Origin of the sequence: Streptomyces sp. NPDC004610, from assembly GCF_040609715.1 — a bacterium.
Taxonomy (GTDB): Bacteria; Actinomycetota; Actinomycetes; order Streptomycetales; family Streptomycetaceae; genus Streptomyces.
Genome location: NZ_JBEXLA010000001.1, coordinates 243205 through 257667 on the forward strand (window position 1 = coordinate 243205; position 14463 = coordinate 257667).

General features: G+C 73.2%; 13 protein-coding genes. 2 read left to right on the forward strand and 11 right to left on the reverse strand.

Going from position 1 to position 14463, the window contains the following annotated elements; genetic code table 11:
* Positions 1-315 precede the first annotated feature (315 nt).
* The 8 genes from ABZX40_RS01070 to infC form a co-directional block, all read right to left on the reverse strand.
* Positions 316-1341, reverse strand: coding sequence for a PP2C family protein-serine/threonine phosphatase (locus ABZX40_RS01070; RefSeq protein WP_355732850.1), 1026 nt, complete (start codon positions 1339-1341; stop codon positions 316-318).
* 247 nt (positions 1342-1588) lie between these two features.
* Positions 1589-4129 (reverse strand): phenylalanine--tRNA ligase subunit beta, encoded by a 2541-nt coding sequence (pheT, locus tag ABZX40_RS01075; protein WP_355732848.1) that lies wholly within the window; start codon positions 4127-4129, stop codon positions 1589-1591.
* A complete protein-coding gene (gene pheS, locus ABZX40_RS01080) occupies positions 4129-5250 on the reverse strand; it encodes a phenylalanine--tRNA ligase subunit alpha (protein WP_355732845.1) in 1122 nt (373 codons plus the stop codon). The genes pheT and pheS overlap by 1 nt, the downstream gene beginning before the upstream one ends.
* A gap of 137 nt (positions 5251-5387) precedes the next feature.
* Positions 5388-6527 carry a PAS domain-containing sensor histidine kinase gene (locus tag ABZX40_RS01085; protein ID WP_355732842.1) on the reverse strand — a complete coding sequence of 380 codons (1140 nt, stop codon included), beginning with the start codon at positions 6525-6527 and terminating at the stop codon, positions 5388-5390.
* A 53-nt stretch (positions 6528-6580) separates the two neighbouring features.
* Positions 6581-7435 (reverse strand): RNA methyltransferase, encoded by an 855-nt coding sequence (locus ABZX40_RS01090; RefSeq protein ID WP_355732839.1) that lies wholly within the window; start codon positions 7433-7435, stop codon positions 6581-6583.
* A gap of 279 nt (positions 7436-7714) precedes the next feature.
* Entirely contained in the window at positions 7715-8098 is a 384-nt protein-coding gene (gene rplT / locus ABZX40_RS01095) for a 50S ribosomal protein L20 (protein ID WP_355732837.1), read from the reverse strand.
* A gap of 100 nt (positions 8099-8198) precedes the next feature.
* Complete coding sequence (rpmI, locus tag ABZX40_RS01100; protein WP_055574739.1) at positions 8199-8393, reverse strand: 50S ribosomal protein L35; 195 nt, start codon at positions 8391-8393, stop codon at positions 8199-8201.
* A gap of 108 nt (positions 8394-8501) precedes the next feature.
* Complete coding sequence (gene infC / locus ABZX40_RS01105) at positions 8502-9161, reverse strand: translation initiation factor IF-3 (protein WP_355733330.1); 660 nt, start codon at positions 9159-9161, stop codon at positions 8502-8504.
* Positions 9162-9545: 384 nt separating this feature from the next.
* On the opposite strand from infC, the gene ABZX40_RS01110 reads away from it, so the two are divergent.
* On the forward strand, positions 9546-9893 hold the full coding sequence (locus ABZX40_RS01110) for a DUF1844 domain-containing protein (protein ID WP_355732834.1): 348 nt from the start codon (positions 9546-9548) through the stop codon (positions 9891-9893).
* Here ABZX40_RS01110 and ABZX40_RS01115 read toward each other — a convergent pair.
* Entirely contained in the window at positions 9884-10666 is a 783-nt protein-coding gene (locus tag ABZX40_RS01115; protein ID WP_355732832.1) for an SseB family protein, read from the reverse strand. The genes ABZX40_RS01110 and ABZX40_RS01115 overlap by 10 nt on opposite strands.
* A 162-nt stretch (positions 10667-10828) precedes the next feature.
* Here ABZX40_RS01115 and ABZX40_RS01120 point away from each other — a divergent pair, with 162 nt between their 5' ends.
* A complete protein-coding gene (locus tag ABZX40_RS01120; protein ID WP_355732829.1) occupies positions 10829-11761 on the forward strand; it encodes a serine hydrolase in 933 nt (310 codons plus the stop codon).
* A 28-nt stretch (positions 11762-11789) separates the two neighbouring features.
* Here ABZX40_RS01120 and mycP read toward each other — a convergent pair whose 3' ends face one another.
* Together mycP and ABZX40_RS01130 are read right to left on the reverse strand one after the other, a co-directional pair.
* Entirely contained in the window at positions 11790-12965 is a 1176-nt protein-coding gene (mycP, locus tag ABZX40_RS01125; protein WP_355732826.1) for a type VII secretion-associated serine protease mycosin, read from the reverse strand.
* Positions 12962-14386, reverse strand: coding sequence for a hypothetical protein (locus ABZX40_RS01130; RefSeq protein WP_355732823.1), 1425 nt, complete (start codon positions 14384-14386; stop codon positions 12962-12964). Before ABZX40_RS01130 ends, mycP begins: the two co-directional genes overlap by 4 nt.
* Positions 14387-14463 lie beyond the last annotated feature (77 nt).

Sequence of the window (14463 nt, forward strand, 5' to 3'; positions counted from 1 at the left end):
CCGAAACTAGGTCCGCACAGCGTAGTGCCACCGCGTTCACACCCCGTGTGATCGGAGTGCCCGAATCCGGGGTGTGCGCGCGCTGTCGCTCTGAGTGCCCGACGGATTGACTGAAACACCTCGTCAAGAGGCCGGCCGGGCCGCCGGCTCCCCCTCGTACAGTGCGGCGGCCCTTGTTCGCGCCGTCCGCCCGGCCGTCTGCCCGACACTCCGTGGCCGGACGGACGGCGCCGCCGCGCCGACGAGGGACACACCGGTAACCGGGAGGAGGACCCAGGCGCACCACGGGCCGGCGGACGCTTCGCGGCCACGACGTCATGGCACGTGGTGCGCCCGGTGACCGACCGGCTCCCCGGGCAGCGGCAGCACCGCGCACCGCTCGTTGCGCACCGCCAGCATGGCCACATCGTCGGCCGGCCGTCCCCCGGCGTGCCGCAACAGCCGGGTGTAGACCGCGCCCAGCACCGCCTGCGGCGGCAACGGCCCCTCCCCCACCACCGCCCGAAGCGCCTCCCCGAGCGCAAAGAACCGGCCATGCGCATCCCGGGCGTCCTCGACACCGTCCGTATGCAGAAACAGCGTCTCCCCGGGCAACAGCAGCCCGATCGGTACGGGGTGCAGCTCGGCCGGCAGCGGAAACGGCCCGAGCGGCGGCAGCGGTTCGGCCCCCTGCGCCGCCACCACCTCCCCGTCCCGCAGCAGATGCGGCCATGGATGCCCGCAGTTCAGCGCCCGCACGTCCCCGTCCCGGTGGATCTCCAGCAGCAGTACGGTGACGAAGTCCTCGCCGCCGGTGTCGGCGCCGGTCCCGGACCGCTGGCGCAGATGCCGGGCGAGGGCCCGCTCCAGTCGGCGCAGCACGCCCGCGAGGTCCCGCTCGTCGTGCCCGGCCTCACGGAAGCTGCCCAGCACGGCGGCGACGGTCCCGATGGCGGCGAGCCCGTGCCCGCGGACGTCCCCGATCACCACCCGCACCCCGTGCTCGGTGGCGATCACGTCGTAGAGGTCACCGCCGAGGAACGCGCCCCGGTCGGCGGAGAGCTGGGCGGCGGCCACCCCGAGCCCGTCGACCTTCGGCGGCAGCGGCCCGATCAGCGCCTCCTGCGCCGCCCCGGCCACCTCGCACACCTGCCGCAGCTCGCTCAGCAGCGCCCGCCGCACCTGGAGGACGAGTCCGGCCCCGACCGCGAAGAACACCGCGCTGGTCGCGATCCGCGCGCCGAGTCCGGTCTGCTGCGCCAGCGGACAGACCAGCTTGTAGGTGATCGCGACCGCACCCCAGGCCGCCGGAAGCCCCAGCGCGAGCGAGCGCCGTACCGGCCCAGCACCGAAACGCATCATGCCGATGGCCCCCCAGTCAGGCCCAGACAGCACGGACCGGCCCCGAAAGGCCGGTCCGATTCTGCCGCCCCCCACCCCAAAGAACCCGATTCACTCCATTTCCTCACCCAGACGAGTGACCGGATCCTTTGAACAGGGGACGCAGCAACGCCCTGCTTTTAGGGGCGCGGGGAACTGCGCGACCAGCCACAACACCACCCGCAGCCGCCACCCAACCCCACACCCCAACCCCCCTAGGCGCCCCCACTCACCCCCGAAGAACCGCCCCCACCCGCACGCCCGCAAGGGCAACCGCCGCATCCCGAGCCCCAGACGCCTCATCCACAGTCAACGTCCGATCCCCCGCCCGGAAGCGGAGCGCATACGCGAGGGACTTCTTCCCCGCCCCCAACTGCTCCTCGTTCACATACACATCGAACAGCCGGATCCCCTCCAGCAGTTCCCCCGCGCCCTCCCGCAGCGCGGCCTCGACATCCGCGTGGGCGACCCCGGCGTCCACCACCAGCGCCACATCCTGCGTGGCGACGGGGAACGACGAGATCCGGGGCGCCTGGAGCACGCCCCCGCCCGCCGCGGCGACCGCGTCCAGGTCCAGCTCCGCCGCACAGGTCCGCTCCGGCAGCCCCAGCGACTTCACCACCCGGGGATGCAGCTCACCGGCGTGGCCGACGACCCGCTCGGCGCCGTCCACGACGACCGCCAGCTCGGCGCACCGGCCGGGGTGCCAGGGCCCGTACTGCCCCTTGCGGACGACGAGTTCGGCACCGGCCTCGCGGGCGACGACCCGGGCCGCCTCCACCGCGTCGGCCCAGCCGGCCGGGCGGCCGGTGCCCCACCAGCCGGCCTGCTCACGGGCGCCCGCGAGGACGACGGCGGCATGGCGGGGCTGCTCGGGCAGCGTGAGATCCAGCGCGGCCAGTTCCTCGTCGGTGGGCCGCCGGTCCACCGGCAGCGCGGCGACGGCGACCCGCTCCGCGCGCGGCAGGAACACCAGGCCGGTCTCGAAGAGCGCCAGATCGTGCGACCCGCGCCCGTCGTTGCGGCGCAGCGCGCCGAGGAGACCCGGCAGCAGGGCCGTCCGGAGGGCGGGCTCCTCGTCGTTGAGCGGGTTGGCGAGGGTGACCACCCGGCGGGCCGGGTCGTCGGCGGCCAGTCCGAGCTGGTCGAAGACGCCCTCGCCGAGGAACGGGTAGTTGAGCGCCTCGACATAGCCCGCGCCGGCCAGCGCGCGGCCCACCCGGCGGTGCAGCCGCTGCCGGTCGGTCAGCCCGCGCCCGGGGTCGGGCTTGGGCAGGGTGGAGGGCAGGTTCTCGTAGCCCTCCAGCCGGATGACCTCCTCGGCGAGGTCGTTGCGCTCCAGCAGATCGGGCCGCCAGGACGGCACGGTCACGATCAGCTCGTCCTGGCCGTACACATCGCAGCCGACCTGCTGGAGGCGGCGGACGACGATCTCCCGGCCGTAGGTGACACCCGCGACCTGGTCGGGGTGGTCGGCGGGGGTGGTGACGGTGTGCGGCGCGGACGGGGTGGCGACCACGGTGACCCCGGCCTGGGCGGTGCCGCCCGCGAGGAGCACCAGCAGATCGACCGTGCGCTGGGCGGCGGCGGACGCGGCCTGCGGATCGACGCCCCGCTCGAAGCGCCGGGACGCCTCGGAGGACAGCTTGTGGCGCCGGGCGGTCCGGGCGATGGACACGGCGTCGAAGTGCGCCGCCTCGATCACGACCTCGCTGGTGGCGCCCTGTGCCCCTTCGTGGTCGGCGATCTCGGTGTTTGCGCCGCCCATGACACCGGCGAGGCCGATGGGGCCCCGGTCGTCGGTGATCACCAGGTCCTCGGCGTGCAGGGAGCGCTCGACGCCGTCGAGGGTGACGATCTTCTCGCCCTCCTCGGCCCGGCGGACCCCGATGGTGCCCTGGACCAGGCTCCGGTCGTAGGCGTGCAGCGGCTGGCCCAGCTCCATCATCACGTAGTTGGTGACATCGACGGCCAGCGAGATCGGGCGCATGCCGACCTTCTGGATCCGGCGCTGGAGCCAGAGCGGGGAGCGGGCCTCGGGGTGGAGTCCGGTGACCGTGCGGGCGGTGAAGCGGTCGCAGCCGAGCGGGTCGGCGACCGTGACCGGGTAGCCGAAGGCGTTGGGCCCGGGGACGTCGAGCAGGGCCGGGTCGCTGAGCGGGAGGCCGTAGGCGATGGCGGCCTCGCGGGCGACACCGCGGATCGAGAGGCAGTCGCCGCGGTTGGCGGTGACGGCGATGTCGAGCACCTCGTCGACCAGTTCCAGCAGCTCGATGGCGTCCTTGCCGATCTCGGTCTCGGGCGGCAGCACGATGATGCCCTTGCTGCCTCCCCCAGACTCCGTCCGGGGGGACCCCCAGTCACCCATGCCCAGCTCGTCGCTGGAGCAGATCATGCCGTGCGAGGTCCTGCCGTAGGTCTTGCGGGCGGCGATGGCGAAGCCGCCGGGCAGCACCGCCCCCGGCAGGACCACCACGACCTTGTCGCCGACGGCGAAGTTGCGGGCGCCGCAGACGATCTCCTGCGGGGCGCCCGTCCCGTTGGCGGTGCCGACATCGACCGTGCAGAAGCGGATCGGCTTCTTGAAGCCCTCCAGCTCCTCGATGGTGAGGACCTGTCCGACGACCAGCGGGCCCTTGAGGCCGTCGCCGAGCTGCTCGACCGTCTCGACCTCAAGTCCGGCCGAGATCAGCTTGGCCTGGACGTCGCGACCGGTCTCGGTGGCCGGCAGGTCGACGTACTCCCGCAGCCAGGAAAGCGGGACCCGCATCAGATCTCCATCCCGAACGGCCGGGTGAACCGGATGTCACCCTCGACCATGTCTCGCATGTCTTCGACGTTGTGGCGGAACATCAGCATCCGTTCGATGCCGAACCCGAAGGCGAATCCGCTGTACTTCTCCGGGTCGACCCCGCAGGCGGTGAGCACCCGGGGGTTGACCATCCCGCAGCCGCCCAGCTCGATCCAGCCCTCGGAGGAGCAGGTGCGGCAGGGGCGGTCGGGGTTGCCGACGGACGCGCCGCGGCAGACGTAGCACACCATGTCCATCTCGGCGGACGGCTCGGTGAAGGGGAAGAAGTTGGGCCGCAGCCGGGTCTTCATGTCCGCGCCGAACAGGGACTGGACCATGTGGTCGAGGGTGCCCTTGAGATCGGCCATGGTCAGGCCCTCGTCGACGGCGAGCAGCTCGACCTGGTGGAAGACCGGGGTGTGGGTGGCGTCCAGCTCGTCGGTGCGGTAGACGCGGCCGGGGCAGATCACGTACACCGGCAGCTCGCGCTGCATGAGGGAACGGATCTGCACCGGTGAGGTGTGGGTGCGCAGCACGACCCCGGACTCGGCGCCGCCGCTCTCGCCGCGGACGAAGAAGGTGTCGGCCTCGCCGCGGGCGGGGTGGTCGGGGCCGATGTTCAGCGCGTCGAAGTTGAACCACTCGGCCTCGGCCTCGGGCCCCTCGGCGACCTCGTAGCCCATGGCCACGAAGACATCCTCGATGCGCTCGGAGAGGGTGGTCAGCGGATGCCGGGCCCCGGCCGGGATCCGGTCGTACGGCAGGCTGACGTCCACCGCCTCCTCGACCAGGACGCGGGCGTCCCGCTCGGCCTCCAGCTCGGCCTGGCGGGCGGCGAGGGCCTTGTTCACCGCGCCCCGGGCCTGGCCCACCCGCTTACCGGCGTCGGCCTTGGCGTGCGGGGGCAGGGCGCCGATCTCGCGGTTGGCGAGCGCCAGCGGGGAGGTGCCGCCGGTGTGGGCGACCTTGGCCTCCTGGAGCGCGTCGAGGGAGCCGGCGGCGGCGAAGGCGGCGAGCGCCTCGTCCCGCATGCGCTCGATCTCTTCCGGTTTCAACGCCTCGACCTCGACAGGGTCGTACGACTTATTGGGTGCCGACATCTCTTCCCGTACTTCCGATTGGCTGGCTGGAGATCCCCGTCACCGACTGGCGGGCGACGCTCAGGGCCGCGTGAGGACACAAAGGTGCCAAAGGCCGAGTCTAACGGGGTGGGGACAGACGGATGCGCCCGCGGCCGTCAGGCGAGATACGCCGGAGCGGCCACGGGCAACGTAAATCGGAACTCGGCGCCGCCGCCGGGGGCGCGCCCGACCGTGATGGTCCCGCCGTGGGCCTCGACGATGCCCTTGACGATGTAGAGCCCGAGCCCGGTGCCGCCGCGCTTGCTGCCCCGCCAGAAGCGGGTGAAGACGCGGTTCATGGACTCCTCCGGGATGCCGGTGCCCTCGTCGCTCACGGTGACCGATGTGCCGGCGTCCTCCCCCTCCCGGGGGGACGCGGTGGGCGTGACGTCAATGGTGACGGTTCCCTCGCCGTGCCGCACGGCATTTTCGATGAGGTTGCTGAGCACCTGGTCGACCTTGTCGGGGTCCGCCCACAGCGGTGGCAGCGGCTGCCCGACCCGCAGCAGGAACCGCTCCGCGGACTGCCCGGCGGCCACATACGCCTGGATGTGCCGGCCGACGGCGGCGCCCATGTCGACGGGCTGGCGGCGCACCTCCAGCCGCCCGGAGTCGATCCGGGAGATGTCCAGCAGCTCGGCGATCAGCCGGGTGACCCGGTCGGCGTCGGCGTCGACGGTCTCCAGCATCAGCCGCTTCTGGTCGTCGGTGAAGCGTTCCCACTTCGCCAGCAGGGTCGCCGTGAACCCCTTCACGGAGGTCAGCGGCGAGCGCAGCTCATGGGCGACGGTCGCTATCAGCTCGGCGTGGCTGCGCTCGGTGCGGCGCCGGGCCTCGGTGTCCCGCAGCGAGACCACCAGGCGGCGGACCGGCCCGGTGGGCCGCTCGCGCACATATGTCGCGGAGACCAGCACCTCCCGCCCCCCCGGCAGCAGCAGATTCCGCTCCGGCTGCCGCACCCGGATGGCGAGCCCGCCGTAGGGATCGGTGAGCTGCCACCAGCGGCGCCCCTCCAGATCCTCCAGCGGGAGCGCCTTCTCCAGCGGCTGCCCGAGGGCGGCGGCGGCGGTGACGGCGGTGATCCGCTCGGCGGCGCGGTTGAAACAGACGACCCGGCCGTGCTGGTCGGCGACGACGAGTCCGTCGGGCAGCTCGTCCGGGTCGATGCCGAGGTCCGCGGGCTGCGCGGACGGCCGGGACGCGGCGGACGGGCGCACCCGAGGCGCTCCCGGCACGCTGCTCGTACCGACACTCATCCCCGTACCCCACCTCTCAGACCGCGCAGGAGGCCCCCGAGCTGGTCACCCTACTAGGTCCCGCTGACGGTCCGGCAGCCTTCGGGCGCGCGCTGCGCACGGGCGGACGCGTACAGACATACGGCGGCGGCGGTCGCCAGGTTCAGGCTCTCGGCCCGTCCGTGGATGGGGACGCGGACGACGGCGTCGGTGAGCGCCCGGGTCTCCTCCGGCAGCCCCCACGCCTCGTTCCCGAAGACCCAGGCGGTGGGCCCGCCCATGGTGCCGTGGTCCAGCTCGTCGTCCAGATCTCGGTCGCCTGCGCCATCCGCGGCGAGCACCCGCACACCGGCCGCCCTGAGCCCCGAGACGGCCTCCGCCACCGGCACCCCGACCGCCACCGGCAGATGGAACAGCGACCCGACGGACGCCCGTACGGCCTTGGGGTTGTAGAGATCGACGGACGCGTCGGTCAGGACGACGGCCTCGGCGCCGGCGGCGTCCGCGCACCGCAGCACGGTCCCCGCGTTCCCGGGGTCCCGGACATGCGCGAGCACGGCGACCAGCCGGGGCCGGGCCTTGAGGATCTGCGCGAACGGCGTGTCGATGAACCGGCACACCCCCACGAGCCCCTGGGGCGTCACGGTGGTGGAGATATCGGCGATGACCTCGTCCGACGCCAGATGCACCCGGGCCCCGCCGCCGCGGGCGGCCCCGACGATGTCCGCGTACCGCTCCGCGGCCTCGACCGTCACGAACAGCTCGACCAGCGTCTCCGGCTGCGCGCCCGCCTCCCGCACGGCCTGCGGCCCCTCGGCGAGAAACAGCCGCTCCTTCCCCCGGAAGTTCCGCTTCCCCAGCCGCCGCGCGGCACCCACCCGCGGGGACCGGGGCGAGATGAGTTCGGGAGTGGGACGGGCACCTGCCATGGGCTCGCTTTCGGTGAGGGGGGAGGTTGTTACGCGGGACGTGTACGGGATGTTTCTGCCTGCGGCTGAGGCGGGGGACAGCGGTCGCAGCATGCCGGGCAGGGCAGCGCCGTGCTTTTAGGGGCGCTGGGGGTACCCCCTCTGGGGGAGGAACTGCGCGACCAGCCACCACGCACCCGCACCCGCACCCGACAGCGCGCACCCACCCCAGGACACAAAGGACCCGCAGGCATCAGACCTGCGGGTCCCGAAAGTCACCGGCCAAGGCCAGCGCCGGCGTCACGCCGCCTTGGGCGCGTTCACATCCGCCGGCAGCGCCTTCTGCGCGACCTCGACCAGCGCCGCGAACGCGTTCGCGTCGTTGACGGCCAGCTCCGCGAGGATCTTGCGGTCGACCTCGACGTCCGCGGCCTTCAGGCCCTGGATGAAGCGGTTGTACGTGATGCCGTTGGCGCGGGCAGCGGCGTTGATGCGCTGGATCCACAGCTGGCGGAAGTCACCCTTGCGCTTCTTGCGGTCGTTGTAGTTGTAGACCAGCGAGTGGGTGACCTGCTCCTTGGCCTTGCGGTACAGGCGCGAGCGCTGACCGCGGTAGCCGGAAGCCTGCTCCAGGATCGCCCGGCGCTTCTTGTGGGCGTTGACTGCCCGCTTGACGCGTGCCACTTGTTAACTCCTTGTAGCGGGGCCGCGGCGGTACTCACGCGGCCCGGAAACGATATGGGTCCCGGTCGGGATCAGGCGCGAAAGCCGTCCGCGCCGGATGTCACTTGCCGAGAAGCTTCTTGATCTTCTTGGCGTCGCCCGGGGCCATCTCGGCGTTGCCGGTGAGGCGACGCGTCACACGGGACGACTTGTGCTCAAGCAGGTGGCGCTTGCCGGCGCGCTCACGGAGCACCTTGCCGGAGCCGGTGACCTTGAAGCGCTTGCTGGCACCGCTGTGCGTCTTGTTCTTCGGCATAGCGCCGTTATCTCCTCGTTGTGGCGCTCCGGTGCCCGGTCACGTAAACCGGGCACGGGTGGAGCGTCGTTCTGTCGTACGGTCTGTCCTGGGACGGTGTCCCGGGGGTCACGCCTCGGCGTGCTCCTCCGCGGGGATCTCCGCATCGGCGGTGTCCTCGTCCGCGTCGGCGGGGTTCTGCGAGCGACCGGGGTTCGCCTTGGCGGACGCCTTGCGGGCCTCCTGGGCCTGGCGGGCCTCGGCCATCGCCTCGGTCTTCTTCTTGTGCGGACCGAGGACCATGATCATGTTGCGGCCGTCCTGCTTCGGGTTCGATTCCACGAAACCGAGGTCCTGGACATCCTCCGCGAGCCGCTGGAGCAGTCGGTAGCCCAGCTCGGGCCGGGACTGCTCTCGACCACGGAACATGATCGTGATCTTGACCTTGTCGCCCTGCTTGAGGAACCGGACGACGTGACCCTTTTTGGTGTCGTAGTCGTGCGGGTCGATCTTCGGCCGGAGCTTCATCTCCTTGATGACCGTGTGCGCCTGGTTCTTGCGCGCCTCACGGGCCTTCATGGCCGACTCGTACTTGAACTTCCCGTAGTCCATGAGCTTGCAGACGGGCGGACGGGCGTTCGCCGCCACCTCGACGAGGTCGAGGTCGTACTCCTGGGCAAGCTCCAGTGCCTTGGCCAGCGGGACGATGCCCACCTGCTCGCCACTGGGACCGACAAGTCGCACCTCGGGAACGCGAATCCGGTCGTTGATGCGGGGCTCGGCGCTGATTTGTCCTCCTCGGTTAGCACCACACGGCCATCTGGCGGACGGCCGCGTATGTCTCTTTGCGTCAGACCTAACCGCGCCGAAGCACAAAAAATGCCCCGGACGATCACAGGCGGGGCTCCTCGAACTACCGGAACACCATCGCGAGGATCGCGGGGCGCGCTTTCGGACGGGTCGCCGCCGAAGGGGCGAAACCGTCTGACCGGTGACCCACCGCCCGGCGGGGCGGTCAGGTGGGAGTTCGGAGCCTCCACTTGTGGGCCGGGCTCGTGAGCCGCGAGGCATACGTGTCCGGCCGGTCGTCACACAAGGTTAGCAGTTCCCCCGGGCTTCGGCGAACCGAGACCCACTGGGGCCGGGTCCCGCACTGCCCCTAAGGTGAACGCCATGAGTGCAGACACGCCCGACTTCAATGAGATGACCCGGGACATCGCCGAGGTCCCCGCGGTCGAGGTGATCGTGACCGTCGCCGTCAATCTGATGAGCGCCGCCGCCGTGAAGCTCGGTCTCACGGAGGAGGGCGACAAGCACAAGGACCTGGACGAGGCCCGCAAGCTGATCCATGCCCTGGCGGGTCTGATGGACGGCAGCGCGACCGAGATCAGCTCCTTCCACGCGGCCCCGCTGCGCGACGGGCTGAAGTCGCTCCAGCTCGCCTTCCGCGAGGCGTCCGTGGTGCCGGACGCCCCGGGCCAGGGTCCGGGCGAGAAGTACACCGGCCCGGTCTACGGCTGATCGGGTCCCGCGCCCGCCGATCCGCGCCGCGGCCGGCCCTCGCCCCCGCGCACATAGAGGGGTTCGCCCGGCGGCGGTGTCGCGGCGGGCAGCAGGGCCAGGTCCAGACCCCGGACCAGCCGGGCCCGCAGGGTCTCGTCCCTCGCCAGCCGCCCGGCCACGGACCGCGCCGCCTCGGCGGGATCGGCGGCCGGGTCCAGGACCAGCGCCAGCGTCCCGTCGGCCTGCCCGGGACCCAGGTAGGCCCGTACGACGTCCGGCTCGGCGGCGACCGCGGCCCGGACCGCGCCGATGACCGCGGGGTCGGCGAGCGGGTCGACGCTGGTGCGGCCCTCGGCGAGGGCCAGCAGCGCCGGGCCGGTCAGCTCGAACGGCACCGGCCCCGCCAGATCCAGCACCACCGTGTCCGCCTTCTCGTGCGCCGCCGCCTGGAGCGCCTGGTGCAGCGGGACGGCGACCGGGCGGGCCGCCGGGTCCCAGCGGGCCAGCGACGCGGTGGAGGTGAAGGCGGGCAGCGCGGTCCGGCCGGCCGCCTTCAGCGTCGGTACGGCCATGTCGCTGGTCTTCTCCCGCCGCAGCCCGTTCGCGTCCTCCTCGACCTCGCCGAGCACGGCGACCACCGGGACCAGCAGCCGGGCGTCCTTGAGGGCGGACAGCACCGGGCCGACGGCGGTCCGGTCCCCGGCCCAGGCGGTGAGCGCCGCGCTCAGCCGGGGGTCGGCGGAGCCGTCGTCGTCGGAGAAGCCGGGGTCGGGAATGTTCTTGTTCGCCACGGTCCCGACCCTATTCCCGCGCGGCGCCTGGCCTCGGGGCGGGGTCGGCCGGGTGGTGGACCGCGAGGTTCCGTTCGGTCTCATGCAATTCTCAGAAAAACTTGAGGCTTCTCTCATGTCGGCTTAACAGGCCGCACAGTCGGCGCCCCGAGCATCGCGGGCATGAAGTCCCGACGAGACCGACGCGCCGTCCTCGGCGCCGCCCTCGCCACGGCCGTCGTGGCGGCCGGTACGGCGGGCATGGCGTACGCGCTGACCGCTCCGGCGCCCGCGGCCCGGCCCGTATCCTCGGCCTCGGGCGCGGCGCCGTCGCTCCCGGCGGCCGGTGGGGGGACGGTGGAACCGGTGGTGACGGAGTCCGCGATCGACTACGACGCGCTGCTCGGCGAGGCGATGGCCGGGGTGCCGGTCGGGGAGAGGGCGCGGGTGTCGGTGGCCGTGCTGGACCTCGCGAGCGGGGACGGCGCGGTGTACGGCGGCGGCACCGCGTTCGACACCGCGAGCATCGTCAAGGTGGACATCCTGGCGGTGCTGCTGCTCCAGGCGCAGGACGCGGGGCGGGAGCTGACGGCGACGGAGAAGTCGCAGGCGACCGCGATGATCGAGCACAGCGACAATGTCTCGGCCTCGGCGCTGTGGGAGGTCATCGGGGGCGCGGAGGGGCTGGACGCGGGCAATGAGCGGTTCGGGCTCTCCCGGACCGAGGGCGGTACCGGCGGGTCGTGGGGCCTGACGCAGACCACGTCGGCCGATCAGATCACGCTGCTTGAGCAGGTGTTCGGGAGCGACTCGCTGCTCGGCGCGGACGCCCAGGCGTATGTGCGGGGGCTGATGGGGGACATAGCCGCCGGGCAGCACTGGGGGGTGTCGGCGGTGGCCGACGGGAACGCCTGGGAGCTGAAGAACGGCTGGCTGCCGCGGACGGCCACCGGGCTGTGGGACATCAACAGCATCGGGCGGGTGACGGTGGACGGGCGGGAGTTCCTGGTCGCCGCGCTGTCGGACGGGAATGTCTCGCAGGACACCGGGATCACCCTGGTGGAGGCGGCGGCACGGGCCGCGGTCTCGGTGTTCACCGAGAGCGCCACCGGCTGACCACGCCGTCCGTCGGTCCGTCGGTGCGTCAGAAGGTGTCGTAGTCGCGGCCCCGGCGCCAGATGACGACCGCCGCGCCCAGCAGGGCCGCCCCGGTGCCGACGGCCAGGGGGGTGGCCCAGCCGCCCGCGGGGTCGGTGTCGTCCGGCCGGTCGGGGCCGGGGCCGAAGTACTCGTCGCCGTAGGCCGCCGCCCTGAGGTTCTCGGGCTGGAGGCCGGCCGCCTCGGTGATCGCCGCCGCCGGGTCGACGAAGCCGAAGCCGCGGGAGTCGTCGCGGCCGTCGACCGGGGCGTCCCGGGCGGTGTCCTCCAGGAGCTTCTTGATCTGGGCCGGGGTCAGGCCGGGGTGGGCCGACTTGACCAGGGCGACCGCGCCGGAGACGAAGGCCGCGGCGGCGCTGGTGCCCCAGCCCTCGTAGTACTTGCGGTCGGGGTCGGCGATGACGACATCGACGCCGGGCGCGCTGACCGTGGCGTACCAGCGGCGGGTGGAGAAGGAGGCGCGGGTGCCGTACTTGTCGACGGCCGCCGCGGCTATCACGCCCGGGTAGGCGGCCGGGTAGGAGATGTTGTCGCCCTTCTCGCCGCCGTTGCCGGCCGAGGCGACGACGACCGCGCCCTTCTTCAGCGCGTACTGGACGGCCTCGTCCTCGGCGGGTTCCGGGTGGGCGGAGTCGGAGTCGTCGCCGAGGGAGAGGTTGATGACATCGGCGCCCTGGTCGGCGGCCCAGCGGATGCCGTCGGCGAGGGCGTTGCCGCGGGTCTCGCGGGCCTCGGCGCGGGAGGAGTCGCCGTCCTCCAGGATCACCCGGACCGGCAGGATCTTCGCGGCGGGCGCGATGCCGAGGACGCCGTCCTCGCCCTGGTAGCCGTGGCCGTGTCCGGCGATGATCCCGGCCATGGCGGTGCCGTGCCGGGCCCAGGCGCGGTCGCCCTCCGTCGCGCCGAAGCCGACCATGTCCTTGCCGGACAGGACATTGCCGACGAGGTCGGGGTGGTCGGCGTCGACGCCGGTGTCCAGGACGGCGACGGTGATGCCCTCGCCCTTGGTGGTCTGCCATGCCTCGTCGGTGCGCATGGCGTCCAGGGCCCACTGCTGGGCGCGGATGGCGTCGGCGTGCGCGAGGGTGGGCGGGACCAGGGTGACCGAGACGGCGGTGAGCACGGCGACCAGGGCGGCCCGGCCGGTCGTACGGGGGCTCATGACGGCTGCTCCGAGGGCGAGGTGACGTTCTTGCGCAGGGTCCGTTCGATGCGGTCGGCCAGGCCCTTGGCCTCGTGGCCCAGGCCCGCCTGGGCGGGGTCGGTGCCGGCGTCGGCCTCGACGGCGTCGGCGGCGGGCTGGGGGCGGTCCACCCGGCGGTCGTCGGCCCAGCCGCTGACGGAGTAGACGACGACCGGCGCGTCGGTGAGGACGTGCACGGTCCAGGAGGCGCGCTGGTCGTCCCCGAACCCGGCGGCGACGGTGTTCTCGGCGGCGTAGGGGCGGGGCATGAGGTCGCCGCGGGCCGCCAGGTTCTCGTCCTCGAACCGCTGGGCCAGGGCGCGCATCGCGGTGGCGTCGGCGTCGGTGAAGAGCAGGCCGACGGTGGTGACGAAGCTCTGGGTGGCGTCGGTGTAGGTGGCGCGCAGGAGGCGTTCGCAGCCGACGGGGGCGAGGGCGCCCTGCAACAGCGGGTCGAAGGCGTCGGAGCAGCCGCCGTCCGGGGCGACGGCGACCCGGGTCCAGGTGCGGTCGGCGCCGCCGGGGCCCGCGCCCTTGCCGTCGACGGCGGGCGGGAAGAGCCGGTCGACGGGGACGCTGTGCCACATGTCCCCGGCGGTCACGAACGCGTCCCGCTCGCGGTCGGCGCCGGAGTCCCCGGCCAGCCAACTGCCGGTGACCGCGCCGCCGATCAGCCCGATCCCCAGCACCACGCAGGAGGCGACGGCGACGGTACGGCCGCGCAGCCGGCGGCCGAGCGGGCGGGGCCGGGCGTCGGCGTCGTAGCCCTCGGGGCGGCCGAAGCTGACCAGCGGGCGCCCGGTGGCGGGCAGGGCGCTCCAGGACCGGGCGGGGTCGGGCCCGGGGTGCGGGGCGGGGCGGGGCGGGGGGACGGTGGGGGTGATTCCGGGGCGGCCGGGGTGGTCGTCGGCGGGCCGGAACGGGCGCGGGCGGCGGGTGTGCTCGCCGGGTGCCTCGGCGGGGAAGTGGGCGCGGCGCGGGGGGTGTCCGGCGGTCGGCGCGGCGTCCGGGAAGCGGGCGGAGGCGACAGGTGGGGGTGGGGGCGAGGGTGGGGTGACGGGGGGTGCGGCGGGGGCCTCCGGCCCGGTCTCGCCGGGCCCACCGGGTCCACCGGGCTCGCCGGTCACAGCGCTCTCATGGGTCTTGTCGGCCTTGTCAGGCTCGTCGGTCTCGCCGGCCGCGTCGGTCCCGGTGGTGTCCTGGGGCGCGGGGCGTTCCCAGATCGACAGGGGGCGCGCGCCGGGCGGGGCGGCGGGGCGGTCGGCGGTGCCGTGGGGGTCCGGCGTGTTCGAATCCTCGGGCGCGGAATCCGGGGGCGCGGCCGGGGCCGGGGGATGCGCCGGAGGCGGGGGCGCGGTGGGGCGCGGGGGGAGCGGAGGGCGTCGCGCTTCCGTGCTCATGCACCCCCCGTTTCCTTTGCCTGCGCGTCACTCTACGGGCTGATCCGGCTCGAACGGGAACCAGTCCACGACCCCGG